The following is a 14,545-nucleotide window of genomic DNA, read 5'->3' on the forward strand; positions in this document are numbered from 1 at the left end:
ACGATTAAACAATAGCGGCTAAAAATAGTGGCTATTTCCACAATATACATTATATACATTTGTGTTTTTAATGTGAGTTACCCAAAATAGTCTAAGCTCTGGGAGGTAATGTTAGCATGCTAATTATAAGGAGGGGGAAGTGGAGTCAACATTAGGTTCAGATTTAGCACGATTAGTTCGTGTGTGGCGCGCGCTCATCGATCATCGGCTCAAGCCGTTGGAGCTGACCCAAACGCATTGGGTCACGTTGCACAATATCAATCGCTTGCCGCCGGAGCAGTCGCAAATCCAGCTGGCCAAGGCGATCGGTATCGAGCAACCGTCACTGGTCCGTACGCTGGACCAACTGGAGGAGAAAGGGCTGATCACGCGTCACACCTGTGCCAACGATCGCCGCGCGAAGCGCATCAAGCTGACCGAAGCGGCCGATCCGATCATCAGGGAAGTGGACAGTGTGATCACGTCTACGCGCAGTGAGATTTTAAGCGGCATTACCGCCGACGAAGTGCATCTGTTGGTAGGGCTGATTGGCAAGTTAGAACAAAATATCACCGAACTGCAGAACAAATAATAATATTCTTATTTTCTACGATTACAGTTTCACAGCATCAGAAATAAAACCGGAGGCGATTGCCTCCGGTTTGCCGCTTGTCGCCGGCTGGCTTACAGCGGGGAAACGGTGATGGTGTCGCCCATGCGCGCCATGCGCACGCGCTGGCCAGGGCTGAACTTGGTGTCGCCCGCTTTCTGCACCACCACGATGTTTTCTTTCTGGTCGGTTTTGATCTCCAGCTCGTAGCCGGAGGTACGGCCGGCCACTTCACCGATGCTGTTACCTGCCGCGCCGCCGGCGATAGCGCCCGCCGCGGTAGCCAGCGTACGACCGGTGCCGCCGCCAACGGTGTTGCCCAACAGCCCGCCAATCACCGCGCCGCCGATCATCCCCATGGCGTTGGAGCCTTCGCCGCCCTGAATTTTAACCGGACGCACGGAAACCAGCGTCCCGTAGGTGACGTTCTGCACCTGCTTGGCCTGCGAGGACGAGTAGACATCACCGGACATGGATTCATTGGCACAGCCGGCCAGCGTAACGGCGGCGACGGCAACGACGAGAAGACGCTTGATCATACAAAACTCCTGATGGTAGTAGTCCATAACCTGGTAATGCTCCCCAGGCAAGATTCAGTGAAAACGATAGACAAAGTATGGCTGAAAGTTGACACACCGCCATGCTTCATCGCTGCATGCAGCTTAACTTTTCTCTGTTCAACCAATAATAAACCGCGGTTTACCTTTATGACAGCCTTGGCGACATTCCGTCGCCTGTTATGGCACGGTTTAACACATAACCCGTGCCACAGCGGCGTCGGGGGGTATCTGGCTCACGAACCGTAAAAAAAGCATCATAATTCATGGCGTTAATCCGGCAATTCTGGTTTATTTGTCAGGATGAATTTTGCTTACCGCGCGGGTTAGAGGATGTTGCTATGAAGTCAGGCCGCTATATAGGCGTCATGTCCGGCACCAGTCTGGACGGAATCGATGTGGTATTGGCCGCGATCGACGATCGCATGGTGGCGCAGCAGGCCAGCTATAGCCATCCGATGCCGATGGCGTTGAAAAAAGAGATCCTGGGCATGTGCCAGGGGCAGCAAACCACGTTGGCCGCCGTCGGCCGGCTGGACGCGCAACTGGGCACGTTGTTCGGCGAGGCGGTGCTCGGCCTGCTGAAGCAAACCGGCATCGGCGCTGAGCAGATCACCGCCATCGGGTGCCACGGCCAGACGGTGTGGCACGAACCGGAGGGTGACGCGCGTTTCTCGATGCAGCTCGGTGATAACAACCGCATCGCCGCGCTGACCGATATCACCACCGTCGGCGATTTCCGCCGGCGCGACATGGCCTACGGCGGGCAGGGCGCGCCGCTGGTGCCGGCGTTTCATCAGGCGCTGCTGGGGCATCCCGTCGAGCGGCGCATGGTGCTGAACGTCGGCGGCATCGCCAACCTTTCTCTGCTGTTGCCCGGTACGCCGGTGCGCGGTTTCGATACCGGGCCGGGCAACATGCTGATGGACGCCTGGGTATGGCGCCACCGCGCGCAGCCTTACGATCAGGACGGCGGCTGGGCGATGCAGGGGCGAGTCTGCTTGCCGCTGTTGCAGCAGATGCTGGCGGATCCGTACTTCGCGCTGCCGGCGCCGAAAAGCACCGGCCGCGAGTATTTCAATATCGCCTGGCTGGAGCGGCAGCTGGCCGGATTGCCGGCGATTGCGCCGGTCGACGTGCAGGCCACGCTCACGGAGCTGACCGCTGTCAGCATCAGCGAGCAGGTATTGCTGGCCGGCGGGTGCGAGCGCCTGTTGGTCTGCGGCGGCGGGGCGCGCAACACGCTGCTGATGGCGCGCCTGTCGGCGCTGCTGCCGGGCACGGAGGTCGGGCTGACCGACGATTTTGGCGTCAGCGGCGACGACATGGAGGCGCTGGCCTTTGCCTGGCTGGCCTTCCGCACGTTGTCCGGCCAGGCCGGCAATCTGCCTTCGGTGACCGGCGCCAGCCGTGAAACGGTGTTGGGTGGGATTTATCCGGTTTTGCCATTGGGGGCCCGTTAGCTCTGTTAGGATAGCCTGTGAAGGATTTTTCTAAGGAGCAACAGCATGAAAAAAGTCATTTTCGTCGCCGGCGCGCTGGCGCTGTCCGGCTGCAGCTACATCCTGCCGCAAAGCAGCCAGACGATGCACTACCAGTGCGGCACCACGCCGCTGACGGTGGCGCTTGACGGCAAGGCGAGCGAAGTCAGCCTGCTGATGGACGGCGAACAGCTGCATCTCAAGCAGGTGCTGGCGTTGACCGGCGCCAAATACAGCGACGGCAAATACACTTTTTGGTCGAAAGACAGTAACGCCTATCTTGAGCGCAACGGCAAGGTAGTCATGAGCGACTGCGTGTTGACGGAGTGAAGGTCGACGGCGGCGTCGGAGCGATTGAGTTCCTGACGCCGCAGGCGCAGAATGTAACGACGGATTTTTTCAGTTGGTCGATAACCCAGATGATTGAAAAGAGTGAGTTTGATGTTGCGGACCTGCGCCGTGAATACACCCGAGGCGGCCTGCGCCGCAACGATCTGACCGCCAACCCGCTCGAACTGTTCGAGCGTTGGTTGAAACAGGCCTGCGACGCGCGCCTGGCCGATCCCACCGCCATGTGCGTCGCGACCGTCGACGAACACGGCCAGCCTTATCAACGCATCGTGCTGCTGAAGCATTTCGATGAGCAGGGGCTGGTGTTCTACACCAACCTCGGCAGCCGCAAGGCGCAGCAGCTGGCGCACAACCCGCATATCAGCCTGCTGTTCCCCTGGCACATGCTCGATCGCCAGGTGATTTTCCTCGGGCAGGCGGAGCGCCTGTCGACCCTCGAAGTGCTGAAGTATTTCAACAGCCGGCCGAAAGACAGCCAGATCGGCGCCTGGGTGTCGCAGCAGTCGTCGCGCATTTCCGCGCGCGGCGTGCTGGAAAGCAAATTCCTTGAGCTGAAGCAGAAGTTCCAGCAGGGCGAGGTGCCATTGCCGAGTTTCTGGGGCGGATTCCGCGTGAAATTTGACTCCGTCGAGTTCTGGCAGGGCGGCGCCCATCGCCTGCATGACCGTTTCCTGTATCAGCGGGACGGGAATGACTGGAAAATTGACCGACTGGCACCCTGAAGACGGAAAATCCCCTCTAAGCGCTGGTGCTGACGCCGCCGGCGCTTTATTCTATGCGCTACCCTGAATTTTTATTTCGCCACTGGGCGAAAGGCCGTGTACCGGCAAAGGTGCATTCGTTTATACATGGAGTCATTGATGGCAAGCAGCAACTTGATTAAACAACTGCAAGAGCGGGGCCTCGTTGCCCAGGTTACGGATGAGGAAGCGTTAGCGGAGCGACTGGCGCAAGGGCCAATTGCACTGTATTGCGGTTTCGATCCGACCGCTGACAGCTTGCATTTGGGCCATCTGGTTCCTCTGTTGTGCCTGAAGCGCTTCCAGCTGGCCGGCCACAAGCCGGTAGCACTGGTGGGCGGCGCCACTGGCCTCATCGGCGATCCGAGCTTCAAAGCGGCGGAGCGCAAGCTGAACACCACCGATACGGTGAACGAGTGGGTCGAGAAGATCCGCAAGCAGGTTTCCCCGTTCCTCGATTTCGACTGCGGCAGCAACAGCGCTATCGCGGCCAACAACTACGACTGGTTCGGCGGCATGAACGTGCTGACCTTCCTGCGTGACATCGGCAAGCACTTTTCCGTCAACCAGATGATCAACAAGGAAGCGGTCAAGCAGCGCCTGAATCGCGACGACTCCGGCATCTCCTTCACCGAGTTCTCTTATAACCTGCTGCAGGGCTACGATTTCTCCGAGCTATATAACCGCCACCAGGTGGAGCTGCAGATCGGCGGTTCCGATCAGTGGGGCAACATCACCTCAGGCATCGATCTGACGCGTCGTCAGCACCAGAAGCAGGTGTTCGGCCTGACCGTGCCGTTGATCACCAAAGCAGACGGCACCAAGTTCGGTAAAACCGAAGGCGGCGCGGTCTGGCTGGCGCCGGAAAAAACCAGCCCGTACAAGTTCTACCAGTTCTGGATCAACACCGCCGACGCCGACGTTTACCGTTTCCTGAAGTTCTTCACCTTCATGAGCCTGGAAGACATCAACGCGCTGGAGGAAGAAGACAAGAACAGCGGCAAGGCGCCGCGCGCCCAGTACGTGCTGGCGGAAGAAGTGACCGGCATGGTGCACGGTGCGGAAGGCCTAGCGGCCGCCAAGCGCATCACTCAGAGCCTGTTCTCCGGCGCGCTGCACGACATGACCGAAGCGGACTTCGCCCAGCTGGCACAGGACGGCATGCCGACCATTAAACTGGAGCGCGACGCCGATCTGCAGCAGGCGCTGGTGAATGCCGAACTGGTGCCGTCACGCGGCCAGGCGCGCACCATGATCGGCTCCAACGCGGTGACCATCAACGGCGAGAAACAATCGGATGCCGAATACCGCTTCAGCGATGCGGACCGTCTGTTCGGCCGCTACACGCTGCTGCGCCGCGGCAAGAAACACTACTGCCTGGTGGATTGGCAGTAACGAATAATGACGGTAAGGGGCCCTGGTGGCCCCTTTATTTTTGCGCAGCCGCCCGGCTGCGGTATTCCGAACGAGTTCTGTCGATGAAAAACATTCTTTCTATCCAGTCGCACGTGGTGTTTGGTCACGCCGGCAACAGTGCGGCTGAATTCCCGATGCGCCGCATGGGCGTCAATGTCTGGCCGCTGAACACGGTGCAGTTCTCCAACCATACGCAATACGGCCAGTGGACCGGCTGCGTCATGCCGGCCAGCCACCTGACCGAGATCGCGCAGGGTATTGCCAATATCGAGCAGCTGCAACGCTGTGATGCCGTGCTGAGCGGTTATATCGGTTCGCCGGAGCAGGGCGACCATATTCTGGAGATCGTGCGTCAGGTTAAGCAGGCGAACCCGAACGCCTGGTATTTCTGCGATCCGGTGATGGGGCATCCTGAAAAGGGCTGCATCGTGGCGCCGGGCGTGGCCGAGTTTCACTGCCGCCAGGCGCTGCCGTGCAGCGACATGGTGGCGCCGAACCTGCTGGAGTTGGAGATGCTGAGCCAGATGGCCGTCGCCAACGTGGCCGACGCGGTGCAGGCCGCCCGCGTGCTGATCGCCAAGGGGCCGCGGCTGGTGCTGGTCAAGCACCTGGCCCGCGCCGGCTATCACGCCGACTGCTTCGAAATGCTGCTGGTGACGGCGGACGAGGCCTGGCACATCAGCCGGCCGCTGGTGGACTTCGGCGCGCGTCAACCGGTTGGCGTCGGTGATTTGACCAGCGGTCTGCTGCTGGTGGATCTGCTGAAGGGCGAGGCGCTGGACAAAGCGCTGGAGCACGTGACCGCCGCCGTGTATGAGGTGATGCTGACCACGCAGGAGATGGGCGAATACGAACTGCAGGTGGTGGCGGCGCAGGATCGGATCGTGCAGCCGCTCAGCGAATTCAAAGCGGTAAAGCTGTAAGTGCATCGAGCCCCGGCGACAGCCGCCGGGGCTGAAACTTTACTTCAATCCTTCGGCGTTCAGCGCCGCATCTACCGCCGGGCGCGCCGCAACGCGATCGAACCAGGCCGCCAGATGGGCGTGCTTGCGCACGTCGAACTGCAGGGCGAACGCCCAACGCAACACGGTGAACAGGTAGGCGTCGGCTACGCTGAAACGGCTTCCCAACAGGAAGTGCTGCTTCGTCAGCACCGAATCCAGATAGCTGAACTGCTGCTCCAGCTTGGCGCGCGCGATGGTTTGGTATTCCTCGGGCGTTTTCGGGTTGAACAGCGGGCTGAACCCTTTGTGCAGTTCGGTGGCGATGTAGTTCAGCCATTCGATCGCGTGGTAGCGCGACAGGGTGCCCGCCGCCGGGATCAGGTTGCGATCGGGCACGCGGTCCGCCAGGTATTGCACGATCGCCACGCCTTCTGTCAGCAGGCTGCCGTCATCCAGCAGCAGCGCCGGTACCTGTCCCTTGGGGTTGATGGCGAGGTAATCGGCGCCGCTCTCGGTCTTCTTCTGCGCCAGATCGACCTTCTCCGCCGTAAAATCCAGCCCTGCCTCACGCAGCACGATATGCGGGGACAGCGAACAGGCGCCGGCTTTATAGAACAGTTTCATCGGAAGCTCCTTGTTGATGACGAATGACGGGCATGCTTAACCTCTCATCGTAGTCCCATAGCGCCAAAATTACAGCGGCTTAGCTAACAAATTTAACCGATGATCGCCTCGGCGGGCTGCAGCTGCGTCAGCGTTGCGGCGATCTGCTGTTGCAACGCCTGCGGCGCTACCTGCATCGGCGAGCGCAGCTCGTTGGCGATCAGCCCCTGCTGAGCCAGCACCGTCTTGACCGGCGCCGGATTCGGGAAGCTGAACATCTGGTGGATCATCGGCAGCAGCTCATAGAAGTTGCTGCGCGCCGCGGCCAAATCGCCGGCGGCGACCTGCTGCACCAGCTGCACGAAACGTTCCGGGTGAACATGCGCGGCGGCGGAGATGGCACCGGTGCCGCCGAGGCACAGCGTGGTGAGGATCAGATTGTCTTCCCCGGTCATCACATCGATTTCGCCGTCGGCGATCAGCGCCATGGTGGCGTCAGGATTGCCGCCGCAGTCCTTGATGGCGGTGATGCGCGGATGGCGCGCGAGCCGGCGCAATGTGGCCAGCTCCATGGCGATGCCGGTGCGCTGCGGAATGTTGTACAGGATCACCGGCACGCTGGAGGCGTCGGCCAACTGGGTGAAATAATCGATCAGGCCGCATTGCGAAGGGCGAATGTAGTAAGGTGCCGGGATCAGCACGCCGGCGATGTCGCGCAGCTGAATGGCCTGCTGCATCTGCAGCGTGGCGGCCATGTTATTGCCGGAAAGGCCCATCACGACCTGGTGTGCGGGCGCCACTTCCAGCACGGCGTCGAGCACCGCCAGCTGTTCTTCTTTGCTCAGCGCGGCGGCTTCACCGGTGGAGCCGCAGACCACCAGGCCATCGATGCCGGCGTCGAGCAGGTGCCGCGCCAGGCGTTTCACCGCCGGCAAATCGACGGCATCGTGATTGAAAGGGGTAACCATCGCCACCCAAATACCCGAAAATGAGGCCATAAAATATTCCTTCTGTGTGACCGACAGAGAAGCCAGATGAGAAAATTGAAGGCGGGGCGTTGCGCGCCATCCAGTCAGCTCATCTGACGGGACAGCTCGCCCCGGTCAAATGAGCGTCTGTTTCTTCGATTTAACCGCCGCCAAATCGCCAACGGGCAACGCAGGTGTTATCAGAAAGTCGGCGTTGCGTGGGTAGGCCATGGCGGTCTCGTGAAAAGGGGAAGTGGGGTGATAATGAATATTCTTCATCAGGCTGTCAATTTACAACAGATTGATAACATTGTTATTCATGATTCGGTAGCGAGGATGAGTTTGGCTAATAAATAAAAATCCCCGCAGCGGCGGGGAGAGTTTGGCTGGTTCAGCGCGGCGGGCGGGAGCCGATGGTGGCGGACCAACTGAAGGTGTCGCCGCTCGGCCGATAGCGGTTGGCCTTGCGTTCTGCACGCTCCGCCTTGGCGAGCTTCGCTCTGACGGCCATGATGCGCGCCACCACTTCATCCTTGACCTTGTGCTGTTCGGCGTTGGTCAGCGGCCTGCCGTGGCTCTTGCGCGCCTTGTCCAGTTCGGTTTTCACTTCCCGCTGTTCGCTTTCCGTCATCTCTTTCAACGTCAACTTTTTCATCTGTGCCGCCCGTTCGGTGAAGTTGACCTACAGTTTAGCGGCGTTATGTGACCGAAAATGTTATGGGCATAACGAAATGCGCGGTAAGCCGGCATTACACCTCTTCCAGCAGATCGTCGACAAAGCGCCGCATGCGTTCGGTGCGCAGTTCGGCCATGTGCCGCCCGGCGGCGGTCTGGAAGCCGTCTTGCAGTTTGAACAGCTTGGTTTCGAAGTGATCCAGGCTGAAACGCTTGTCGTCGTATTGGCGATGTTCGGCCCGCGGGTCGGCGGCGTCGTACAGCGCGCTGCGCATGCGGCCGCCGATATAGAAGCAGCGCGCCACGCCGATCAGGCCGATGGCGTCGAGGCGGTCGGCATCCTGCAGGATCTTCGCCTCCAGCGTTTGCGGTGGGATGCCGGCGGAAAAACTGTGCGCTTCGATGGCGTGAGCCACCGCCGCGATATCCGCCGGCGCCCATTCCAGCCGGGTCAGCGTCAGCGTGGCTTGCTCCGCCGCCATGCGTGAGGCCAGATGGCGCTGCGGCGAATTCTTTTCCACCGCGACGGCGTCGTGCAGCAGCACCGCCGCACAGAGAATGCGCCGGTCGCCGCCTTCCAGCTTGCTGATCCGGCGGCAGTTCTTCCAGACCCGGTGCAGATGCGCCACGTCATGCGAACCATCGTCCGACTCGAGGGTGAGCGGCAGCAGCGTTTGCGCCAGTGCCTGATAGGGGGAAAAAGGTTGTAACAGCTCTTGCATCAGCGAGGGTAAAGACACGTTCAGCTCCTGTTGGGGGAAATCGGTCAATCAGCATAGCCGCGCCGGATGCCGGGAGAATGACAGAAAAACGGCTATTGTTTACTAAAGTGCAACCCACTATTGTCATAACTGCGGTTTTTGCAGCGAAACAAGCAACCTAGAATAGCCGTATTCCGCCGTCTCCGCTTGGTGAGAGCCTGTGTCCGCGGAGATGGCCGGAATATCCTCATCAGCCATGGGAGAAGAGATATGCCAACCCCTCTTGAAATAGTGCGCGCAACCTATGAAGGCAGCTCCGAAGAAAACGGCCGTAATCTGCTGGCGGCGCTGGCCCCCGATGCCGAGTGGACCGAAGCTGCCGGTTTCCCCTACGCCGGTACCTATATCGGCCCGGAAAATATCATCAAGAACGTGCATCAGCGCCTGGGCAGCGAATGGCAAGGTTACCGCGCCGACGTCGACCACTTTTACGACGCCGGCGACAATGTGATCGCGCAAGGTTTTTATCACGGCACCTACCGGGCCACCGGCAAATCCTTCAGCGCCTCTTTTGCGCATATTTATACGCTGCGCGGCGGCAAAATCGTGAAGTTCGTGCAGATCGTCGACAGCGCCAAAGTGCTGGAAGCGATGCAGCCTTAATCGCCGCTGCGCTTGCCGAATTTGCGGTCGAACTCGCGCCGGTAACCCCGGGCCTTGTTGCGATCGCGGATCCACAGATAGCCGCACACCAGCGCAACCGCTCCCGAGAAGGTGACGTTGCGCATATCCCGGTCATACCAAAACACCAGCAGCGCATCCAGCGCCGCAATCAGCGCGATCCATTTATACATATGGGATTGACGCCGCGTGGCAGCGTTGAGTCGCTTTAACTGTCTGGCTTCGTCCAACACCGGTTTTTGCTGCATAGCGTTTCGTTATCATCAGGCTGTTCACGCTAAATTAGCAGAATTTCCCTAACCGCCGCAAAGATTAACGCGCGGTGCCATGCGGTTTTCCCCGCCGCTGGCGCGGGGCAGAAAATTTATGCCGGACGCTTGAATTGTCCATTGGGCGTGGTAGGTTATTTATTCGCTATTTTTGGGTTTTTATTCAAAATTCGCCGTGTCATCAAGCTGCAGCACCGGGCGGTTAACGTGATGGGTTCGATACATGCGGCGGTTAACTTCAGCAGGAGGATGTGATGAACGATAAAACGGCACGCCCGCAGGATGTGGTTCAGCAACAGCTTGACGCCTATAACGCCCGCGACATCGACGCCTTCATGGCCTGCTGGGCGGACGACGCGCAGTATTACGAGCATCCCGACACGCTGCTGGCCAGCGGCAAGGCGGCGATCCGCGAACGGCATCTGGTGCGTTTCCAGGAGCCGAGTCTGTACGGTGAACGGATAAAACGCATGGCGGTGGGGAACATGGTGGTCGATCAGGAAGTGGTGACGCGCAACTTCCCGCAGGGGCGCGGCAAAATGGATGTCATCGCCATTTACGAAGTGGAACAGGGGCGGATCGCCAAAGCCTGGTTCAAGATCGGCCCCTGCGTGCCGGATGAGGGCGCGCTCTAGCCGCGCATTATTGCAACGCCATCACCGCTTCTATCTCTACGCACACCTGCGGTGAAAACAACGCGCTGACCGCCATCAGTGAACAGGCCGGCAGCGCGCCATCGAAATAGTCAAACAGCACCGGGCGCACGCCCGCCAGATCGGCGATGTCGGTCAGGAACACGCTGATTTTAATCAACGCTTTAAGATTAACGCCTTCGCTGGCGGCGATAGTGGCTAACTGCTCGAGGATCTCCTGCGTTTGCTCCGGCGCGCTCAAGCCTTGCGCGTCGGTGGCGAAGGCCGTCAATCCCGACACGTACAGGCGATCGCCGTGGCGCACCGCATGCACATAGGGGCCGCCCGGCGTAGGCAACTGCGGATAATTCGTGCGTTTTAATGATGTCATGATCAAACCCCGCGCAAGACCGGTTAATAAAATCGACAAACTTGGTTAGGATACTGAGGAAACGGCGGCCAGACGCCGCGCACCGATGATATTTGAGAGTATCATCCTTCTTTATTTTATACGCCCTCTCTCACCAGAATGTGACAGTGCGGCGCAGATCGGCCACAAGGACGCATGAGACGATGAACCCGCTTTTTACTCCCTACCTGCAACGCTGGCAACTGGAACAGGACGGCAAAGCCTTCGAAACCCACAGCAGCCTGCTGATGCCGGTGCGTTTCCGGGGCGAGGCGGCTATGTTGAAGATCGCCCGCGAGCAGGAAGAGCGCTTCGGCGGCCAGCTGATGTGCTGGTGGCGCGGGGAAGGCGCCGCGCAGGTGCTGGCGTGGCACGATGACGGTATTCTGCTGGAGCGCGCGCAGGGTGAAGGTTCGCTGGCGCAGCTGGTGCGTGACGGCGACGATGAGCAGGCCACGCAGATCCTTTGTCGGGCGATCGCCGCGTTGCATGCGCCGCGTGCCGCGCCGTTGCCCGAGCTGATCCTGCTGCAGGAGTGGTTCAGCTCGCTGTGGCCGGCGGCGCAGGCGCACGGCGGCATGCTGCGTCTCAGCGCCACGACGGCGGCGGAGCTGCTGAGCAGCCCGCGAGAAGAAAGCGTGCTGCACGGCGATATCCACCATGACAACGTGCTGGACTTCGGCGAACGCGGCTGGCTGGCGATCGATCCCAAGCGTTTGTACGGCGAACGGGGCTTCGATTACGCCAATATCTTCTGTAATCCCAACTACGGCATCGCCACCGACCCGGCCATTTTCCAGCGGCGCGTGGAACAGGTCTGTTGCTTGGCCGGGCTGGAGCGCCGGCGCTTGCTGCAATGGATCCTGGCCTGGTCGGGGCTCTCTGCCGCCTGGTTTATGGAAGACGGGCAGGCGGCGGATATCGACTTCCGCGTGGCCGAGCTGGCGGCGCGCGCATTGGATCTCCCGCTCCCGGACGGCGATTCAGGGTTCATCCTGCCAGTAATCGAGCGAGGTTGAAGGGCGCTGCAGGTAGCGTACCTGCTCGCCGTCTGCGCTGCGCGCCATCGCCTGGTATTTGCCGGAATCCGGGTACATTACCAGCTCCGGCTGCTCGCGCGTGCTGACGGACAGGTACTTCAGCGGCGCATCGGAGGTATTGATGATCTGGTGCGGGTATTCCGGGCCCGGCGGAATGAAGATGACATCCCCGCTGACGATCGGCAGCATTTCTCCGGCCACCCGCAGCGTACCGCTGCCTTCCAGAATGATGAACATTTCCTCCTGAGCGTAGTGAAAATGGTAGGGGCAGGAACGCATGCCCGGCGCCACGCAATCGAAGGAGGCGCCCAGCTTGTCGGCGGCGGTGCCGGTGCCGAGGCGAGCGCCGACGCTGTCATACAGCGGCGGCCGCCGATCGTGTTGCTTATCTACCCGTTCGACATTGCGTATCAAGCGCTGAGCTAACAGCGCGGCTTTCTCAGTCATAGGCTTCCTTGGTGACATTGTCACTTAAAAATTGACGATAGCCAGAGAAAATCCGTCCCAGCCCTTGCTGCCCACGGTTTGCAAGGCGGTGGCGGTCAAACGGGGTTCCTGCGCCATCATCGTGAAGAACTCGCGCACGCCTTGTACACGGGCGTCCGTACTGGCGGCGTCGGTGACTGCGCCATCGCGCACCACGTTGTCACCGATAATCACCGTGCCCGGGCGCGCGAGTTTAAGCGCCCAACGCAGGTAATCGGGGTTGCTGGGTTTGTCGGCGTCGATGAAGATGAGATCAAAGGGGGCCAGGGTGTGCAGCGTCGGCAGGTGAGTCATGGCGGGGCCGACGCGCAGCTCAACCAGGCCGTCGAGACCGGCGCGCGTGATATTCCGGCGGGCGACGGCGGCGTGGCTTTCATCCGCTTCCAGCATGATCAATTTGCCATCCGCCGGTAGCGCGCGCGCCAGCCAGATAGTGCTGTAGCCGCCCAACGTGCCGATTTCCAAAATGCGTTTGGCGTTAACCATGCGGGCGAACAGCTGCAGCAGTTTGCCCTGATTCGGTGCCACATCATGCGCCGGCAGCCCGGCGGCGGCGTTGGTCGCCAGCGCCTGCAACAGGGCATCGTCTTGTTCTACCAGGCTGTCTACGATATAGCGATCGACCTGGGGCCATTGTTCCTTTTCTTTCATGTGGGCCTCGTGCGGAAATCGCAGTGTGCCCATCCAGTGAAGGCGTCACCGCCGTGCTTGTCAATGCACGGCGTGCGGTTGGCATTTTATGCTGCCGTTCCTCGCCGCGGCAGCGACAGCAGCAGGTGGGCGATGGCGCCGCCGACAATGCCCCAGAAGGCCGAACCGATGCCGAGCAGCGTGACGCCGGAGGCGGTGATGAGGAAGGCGATCAGCGCCGCGTCGCGCTGCTTTTCATCATGCAGGGCGCGTTGCAGGCTGCCGCCGATGGTGCCGAGCAGCGCCAGCCCGGCGATGGTGTGGATCAGGGCGACCGGCAACGCGCTGAACAGCAGGCCGATGGCGCCGCCGAACAGCCCGGCCAGCAGGTAGAAACCGCCGGCGGCCACCGCGCCCATATAGCGTCGCTGCGGATCGGGATGCACGTCCGACCCCATGCAGATGGCGGCGGTGATCGCGGCGATGCACACCGAGAAGCCGCCGAACGGCGCCAGCAGCAACGCGGTCAGCGCCGTCCAGGCGATCAGCGGTGACGTAGGCACGCGGTAGCCCGCCGCCTGCAGCGTGGCGATGCCGGGCGCATTCTGCGAAGCCATGGTCACCACGAAGAAGGGTACGCCGATGCCCAGCAGCGTCGGCCAGCTGAAGTGCGGCGTGATAAATTCCGGCATGGCGAACGCCGGCGCATGCTGCGTCAGCTGGATATTGCCCTGCAGCGCGGCGATCGCCAGCCCGGCCGCCAGCGTCAGCACGATGGCGTAGCGCGGTTGATAACGGCGGCTGAGCAGATAGGCCAGCCCCATGCCGGCGCTCAGAGGGAAATTGAGCTGCAGCGAAGCGAAGGCGTCCAGGCCGAAACGCAGCAGGATCCCCGCCAGCATCGCGGCGGAAATCGCCTGCGGAATGTAGTCCATCAGGCGGGCGAACAGCCCGGTGACGCCGCACAGCAGGATCAGACCGGAAGCGAAGATAAACACGCCGATCGCCTCGTTGATCGGCGTGCCGGGCAGGCTGGTGACCAGCAGCGCCGCACCGGGCGTCGACCAGGCGGTGAGGATCGGGGTACGGTAGTAAAGCGAGAGTCCGAGCGAGGTGACGCCCATCGCGATCCCCAGCGCGCTCAGCCAGCCGCCGATCTGCGCCGGCGTGGCGCCCGCAGCGGCGGCGGCCTGGAAAATGATCGCGGCGGAGCTGGTGTAACCCACCAGAACGGCGACAAAGCCGGCCATGATGGCGGGCAGGGTCAGATGGCGCAGGGAGAGGGCTGGGCGCATGAGTGGCTCCAATCGGTGATTGTGCGTTATAACGCACGTTGAGAAATCAGCATAGCACCGTGCGCTATAGCGCACAAG

19 protein-coding genes are annotated in these 14,545 nt (G+C 60.8%); 9 read left to right on the forward strand and 10 right to left on the reverse strand.

All coding sequences use genetic code 11. From position 1 onward, the window contains the following. Positions 1-139 precede the first annotated feature (139 nt). A complete protein-coding gene (slyA, locus tag REA38_RS11330; RefSeq protein ID WP_004931301.1) occupies positions 140-571 on the forward strand; it encodes a transcriptional regulator SlyA in 432 nt (143 codons plus the stop codon). Positions 572-663: 92 nt separating this feature from the next. On the opposite strand, the gene REA38_RS11335 is transcribed toward slyA, so the two are convergent. Then, positions 664-1,128, reverse strand: coding sequence for a glycine zipper 2TM domain-containing protein (locus REA38_RS11335; RefSeq protein ID WP_033638390.1), 465 nt, complete (start codon positions 1,126-1,128; stop codon positions 664-666). 359 nt (positions 1,129-1,487) lie between these two features. Here REA38_RS11335 and anmK point away from each other — a divergent pair, with 359 nt between their 5' ends. The 5 genes from anmK to pdxY all read left to right on the forward strand — a co-directional run bounded on the left by anmK (position 1,488) and on the right by pdxY (position 6,057). After that, positions 1,488-2,609 carry an anhydro-N-acetylmuramic acid kinase gene (gene anmK, locus REA38_RS11340; RefSeq protein ID WP_033638392.1) on the forward strand — a complete coding sequence of 374 codons (1,122 nt, stop codon included), beginning with the start codon at positions 1,488-1,490 and terminating at the stop codon, positions 2,607-2,609. 45 nt (positions 2,610-2,654) lie between these two features. After that, positions 2,655-2,957 (forward strand): MliC family protein, encoded by a 303-nt coding sequence (locus REA38_RS11345; protein WP_033648188.1) that lies wholly within the window; start codon positions 2,655-2,657, stop codon positions 2,955-2,957. Positions 2,958-3,046: 89 nt separating this feature from the next. Then, positions 3,047-3,700, forward strand: coding sequence for a pyridoxamine 5'-phosphate oxidase (gene pdxH, locus REA38_RS11350; protein ID WP_033648477.1), 654 nt, complete (start codon positions 3,047-3,049; stop codon positions 3,698-3,700). Positions 3,701-3,838: 138 nt separating this feature from the next. Then, positions 3,839-5,113: a tyrosine--tRNA ligase gene (gene tyrS / locus REA38_RS11355; protein ID WP_033648189.1), complete on the forward strand. Its 1,275-nt coding sequence runs from the start codon at positions 3,839-3,841 to the stop codon at positions 5,111-5,113. A gap of 83 nt (positions 5,114-5,196) precedes the next feature. Beyond that, positions 5,197-6,057, forward strand: a complete 861-nt coding sequence (pdxY, locus tag REA38_RS11360; protein ID WP_060420856.1) for a pyridoxal kinase PdxY — start codon at positions 5,197-5,199, stop codon at positions 6,055-6,057. A 39-nt stretch (positions 6,058-6,096) separates the two neighbouring features. On the opposite strand, the gene gstA is transcribed toward pdxY, so the two are convergent. From gstA to REA38_RS11380, 4 genes are all read right to left on the reverse strand, one after another. Next, positions 6,097-6,702: a glutathione transferase GstA gene (gene gstA, locus REA38_RS11365; protein ID WP_308885870.1), complete on the reverse strand. Its 606-nt coding sequence runs from the start codon at positions 6,700-6,702 to the stop codon at positions 6,097-6,099. A gap of 92 nt (positions 6,703-6,794) precedes the next feature. After that, complete coding sequence (gene dapA, locus REA38_RS11370; RefSeq protein WP_041034916.1) at positions 6,795-7,679, reverse strand: 4-hydroxy-tetrahydrodipicolinate synthase; 885 nt, start codon at positions 7,677-7,679, stop codon at positions 6,795-6,797. A gap of 361 nt (positions 7,680-8,040) precedes the next feature. Further along, positions 8,041-8,304, reverse strand: a complete 264-nt coding sequence (locus REA38_RS11375) for a DUF3811 domain-containing protein (RefSeq protein ID WP_308885871.1) — start codon at positions 8,302-8,304, stop codon at positions 8,041-8,043. Positions 8,305-8,398: 94 nt separating this feature from the next. After that, positions 8,399-9,046: an HD domain-containing protein gene (locus REA38_RS11380; RefSeq protein ID WP_308885884.1), complete on the reverse strand. Its 648-nt coding sequence runs from the start codon at positions 9,044-9,046 to the stop codon at positions 8,399-8,401. Between the two features lie 249 nt (positions 9,047-9,295). Here REA38_RS11380 and REA38_RS11385 point away from each other — a divergent pair, with 249 nt between their 5' ends. Next, positions 9,296-9,688 carry a nuclear transport factor 2 family protein gene (locus REA38_RS11385; protein ID WP_033638399.1) on the forward strand — a complete coding sequence of 131 codons (393 nt, stop codon included), beginning with the start codon at positions 9,296-9,298 and terminating at the stop codon, positions 9,686-9,688. On the opposite strand, the gene REA38_RS11390 is transcribed toward REA38_RS11385, so the two are convergent. Further along, positions 9,685-9,954 (reverse strand): hypothetical protein, encoded by a 270-nt coding sequence (locus REA38_RS11390; protein ID WP_004938382.1) that lies wholly within the window; start codon positions 9,952-9,954, stop codon positions 9,685-9,687. The genes REA38_RS11385 and REA38_RS11390 overlap by 4 nt on opposite strands. A 275-nt stretch (positions 9,955-10,229) precedes the next feature. Here REA38_RS11390 and REA38_RS11395 point away from each other — a divergent pair, with 275 nt between their 5' ends. Then, positions 10,230-10,610 (forward strand): nuclear transport factor 2 family protein, encoded by a 381-nt coding sequence (locus REA38_RS11395; RefSeq protein WP_033638401.1) that lies wholly within the window; start codon positions 10,230-10,232, stop codon positions 10,608-10,610. 7 nt (positions 10,611-10,617) lie between these two features. On the opposite strand, the gene REA38_RS11400 is transcribed toward REA38_RS11395, so the two are convergent. Beyond that, positions 10,618-10,998, reverse strand: a complete 381-nt coding sequence (locus REA38_RS11400; RefSeq protein ID WP_041037983.1) for a RidA family protein — start codon at positions 10,996-10,998, stop codon at positions 10,618-10,620. 182 nt (positions 10,999-11,180) lie between these two features. On the opposite strand from REA38_RS11400, the gene REA38_RS11405 reads away from it, so the two are divergent. Continuing rightward, positions 11,181-12,035: an aminoglycoside phosphotransferase family protein gene (locus REA38_RS11405; RefSeq protein WP_159317960.1), complete on the forward strand. Its 855-nt coding sequence runs from the start codon at positions 11,181-11,183 to the stop codon at positions 12,033-12,035. On the opposite strand, the gene REA38_RS11410 is transcribed toward REA38_RS11405, so the two are convergent. The 3 genes from REA38_RS11410 to REA38_RS11420 form a co-directional block, all read right to left on the reverse strand. Then, a complete protein-coding gene (locus tag REA38_RS11410) occupies positions 12,000-12,503 on the reverse strand; it encodes a cupin domain-containing protein (RefSeq protein WP_048233594.1) in 504 nt (167 codons plus the stop codon). The two genes, REA38_RS11405 and REA38_RS11410, sit on opposite strands and share 36 nt — an antisense overlap. Positions 12,504-12,527: 24 nt before the next feature. Continuing rightward, the gene (locus REA38_RS11415; protein ID WP_308885872.1) at positions 12,528-13,193 is read right to left on the reverse strand and encodes an O-methyltransferase; all 666 of its coding nucleotides are present in this window, start codon (positions 13,191-13,193) and stop codon (positions 12,528-12,530) included. An 86-nt stretch (positions 13,194-13,279) separates the two neighbouring features. Beyond that, complete coding sequence (locus REA38_RS11420; protein ID WP_308885873.1) at positions 13,280-14,467, reverse strand: benzoate/H(+) symporter BenE family transporter; 1,188 nt, start codon at positions 14,465-14,467, stop codon at positions 13,280-13,282. Positions 14,468-14,545: the final 78 nt, after the last annotated feature.

This window comes from Serratia sp. MF1(2023) (assembly GCF_030954545.1).
GTDB lineage: Bacteria > Pseudomonadota > Gammaproteobacteria > Enterobacterales > Enterobacteriaceae > Serratia > Serratia sarumanii.

Bases quoted from the DNA above. Each gene is read 5' to 3' on its own strand.
- tyrS (WP_033648189.1), top strand. From the start codon at position 3,839: ATGGCAAGCAGCAACTTGATTAAACAACTGCAAGAGCGGGGCCTCGTT.
- dapA (WP_041034916.1), bottom strand. From the start codon at position 7,679: ATGGCCTCATTTTCGGGTATTTGGGTGGCGATGGTTACCCCTTTCAAT.
- REA38_RS11345 (WP_033648188.1), top strand. From the start codon at position 2,655: ATGAAAAAAGTCATTTTCGTCGCCGGCGCGCTGGCGCTGTCCGGCTGC.
- REA38_RS11400 (WP_041037983.1), bottom strand. From the start codon at position 10,998: ATGACATCATTAAAACGCACGAATTATCCGCAGTTGCCTACGCCGGGC.
- REA38_RS11385 (WP_033638399.1), top strand. From the start codon at position 9,296: ATGCCAACCCCTCTTGAAATAGTGCGCGCAACCTATGAAGGCAGCTCC.
- pdxH (WP_033648477.1), top strand. From the start codon at position 3,047: ATGATTGAAAAGAGTGAGTTTGATGTTGCGGACCTGCGCCGTGAATAC.
- pdxY (WP_060420856.1), top strand. From the start codon at position 5,197: ATGAAAAACATTCTTTCTATCCAGTCGCACGTGGTGTTTGGTCACGCC.
- REA38_RS11395 (WP_033638401.1), top strand. From the start codon at position 10,230: ATGAACGATAAAACGGCACGCCCGCAGGATGTGGTTCAGCAACAGCTT.
- anmK (WP_033638392.1), top strand. From the start codon at position 1,488: ATGAAGTCAGGCCGCTATATAGGCGTCATGTCCGGCACCAGTCTGGAC.
- gstA (WP_308885870.1), bottom strand. From the start codon at position 6,702: ATGAAACTGTTCTATAAAGCCGGCGCCTGTTCGCTGTCCCCGCATATC.
- REA38_RS11335 (WP_033638390.1), bottom strand. From the start codon at position 1,128: ATGATCAAGCGTCTTCTCGTCGTTGCCGTCGCCGCCGTTACGCTGGCC.
- REA38_RS11420 (WP_308885873.1), bottom strand. From the start codon at position 14,467: ATGCGCCCAGCCCTCTCCCTGCGCCATCTGACCCTGCCCGCCATCATG.
- REA38_RS11415 (WP_308885872.1), bottom strand. From the start codon at position 13,193: ATGAAAGAAAAGGAACAATGGCCCCAGGTCGATCGCTATATCGTAGAC.
- REA38_RS11410 (WP_048233594.1), bottom strand. From the start codon at position 12,503: ATGACTGAGAAAGCCGCGCTGTTAGCTCAGCGCTTGATACGCAATGTC.
- REA38_RS11405 (WP_159317960.1), top strand. From the start codon at position 11,181: ATGAACCCGCTTTTTACTCCCTACCTGCAACGCTGGCAACTGGAACAG.
- REA38_RS11380 (WP_308885884.1), bottom strand. From the start codon at position 9,046: ATGCAAGAGCTGTTACAACCTTTTTCCCCCTATCAGGCACTGGCGCAA.
- REA38_RS11375 (WP_308885871.1), bottom strand. From the start codon at position 8,304: ATGAAAAAGTTGACGTTGAAAGAGATGACGGAAAGCGAACAGCGGGAA.
- REA38_RS11390 (WP_004938382.1), bottom strand. From the start codon at position 9,954: ATGCAGCAAAAACCGGTGTTGGACGAAGCCAGACAGTTAAAGCGACTC.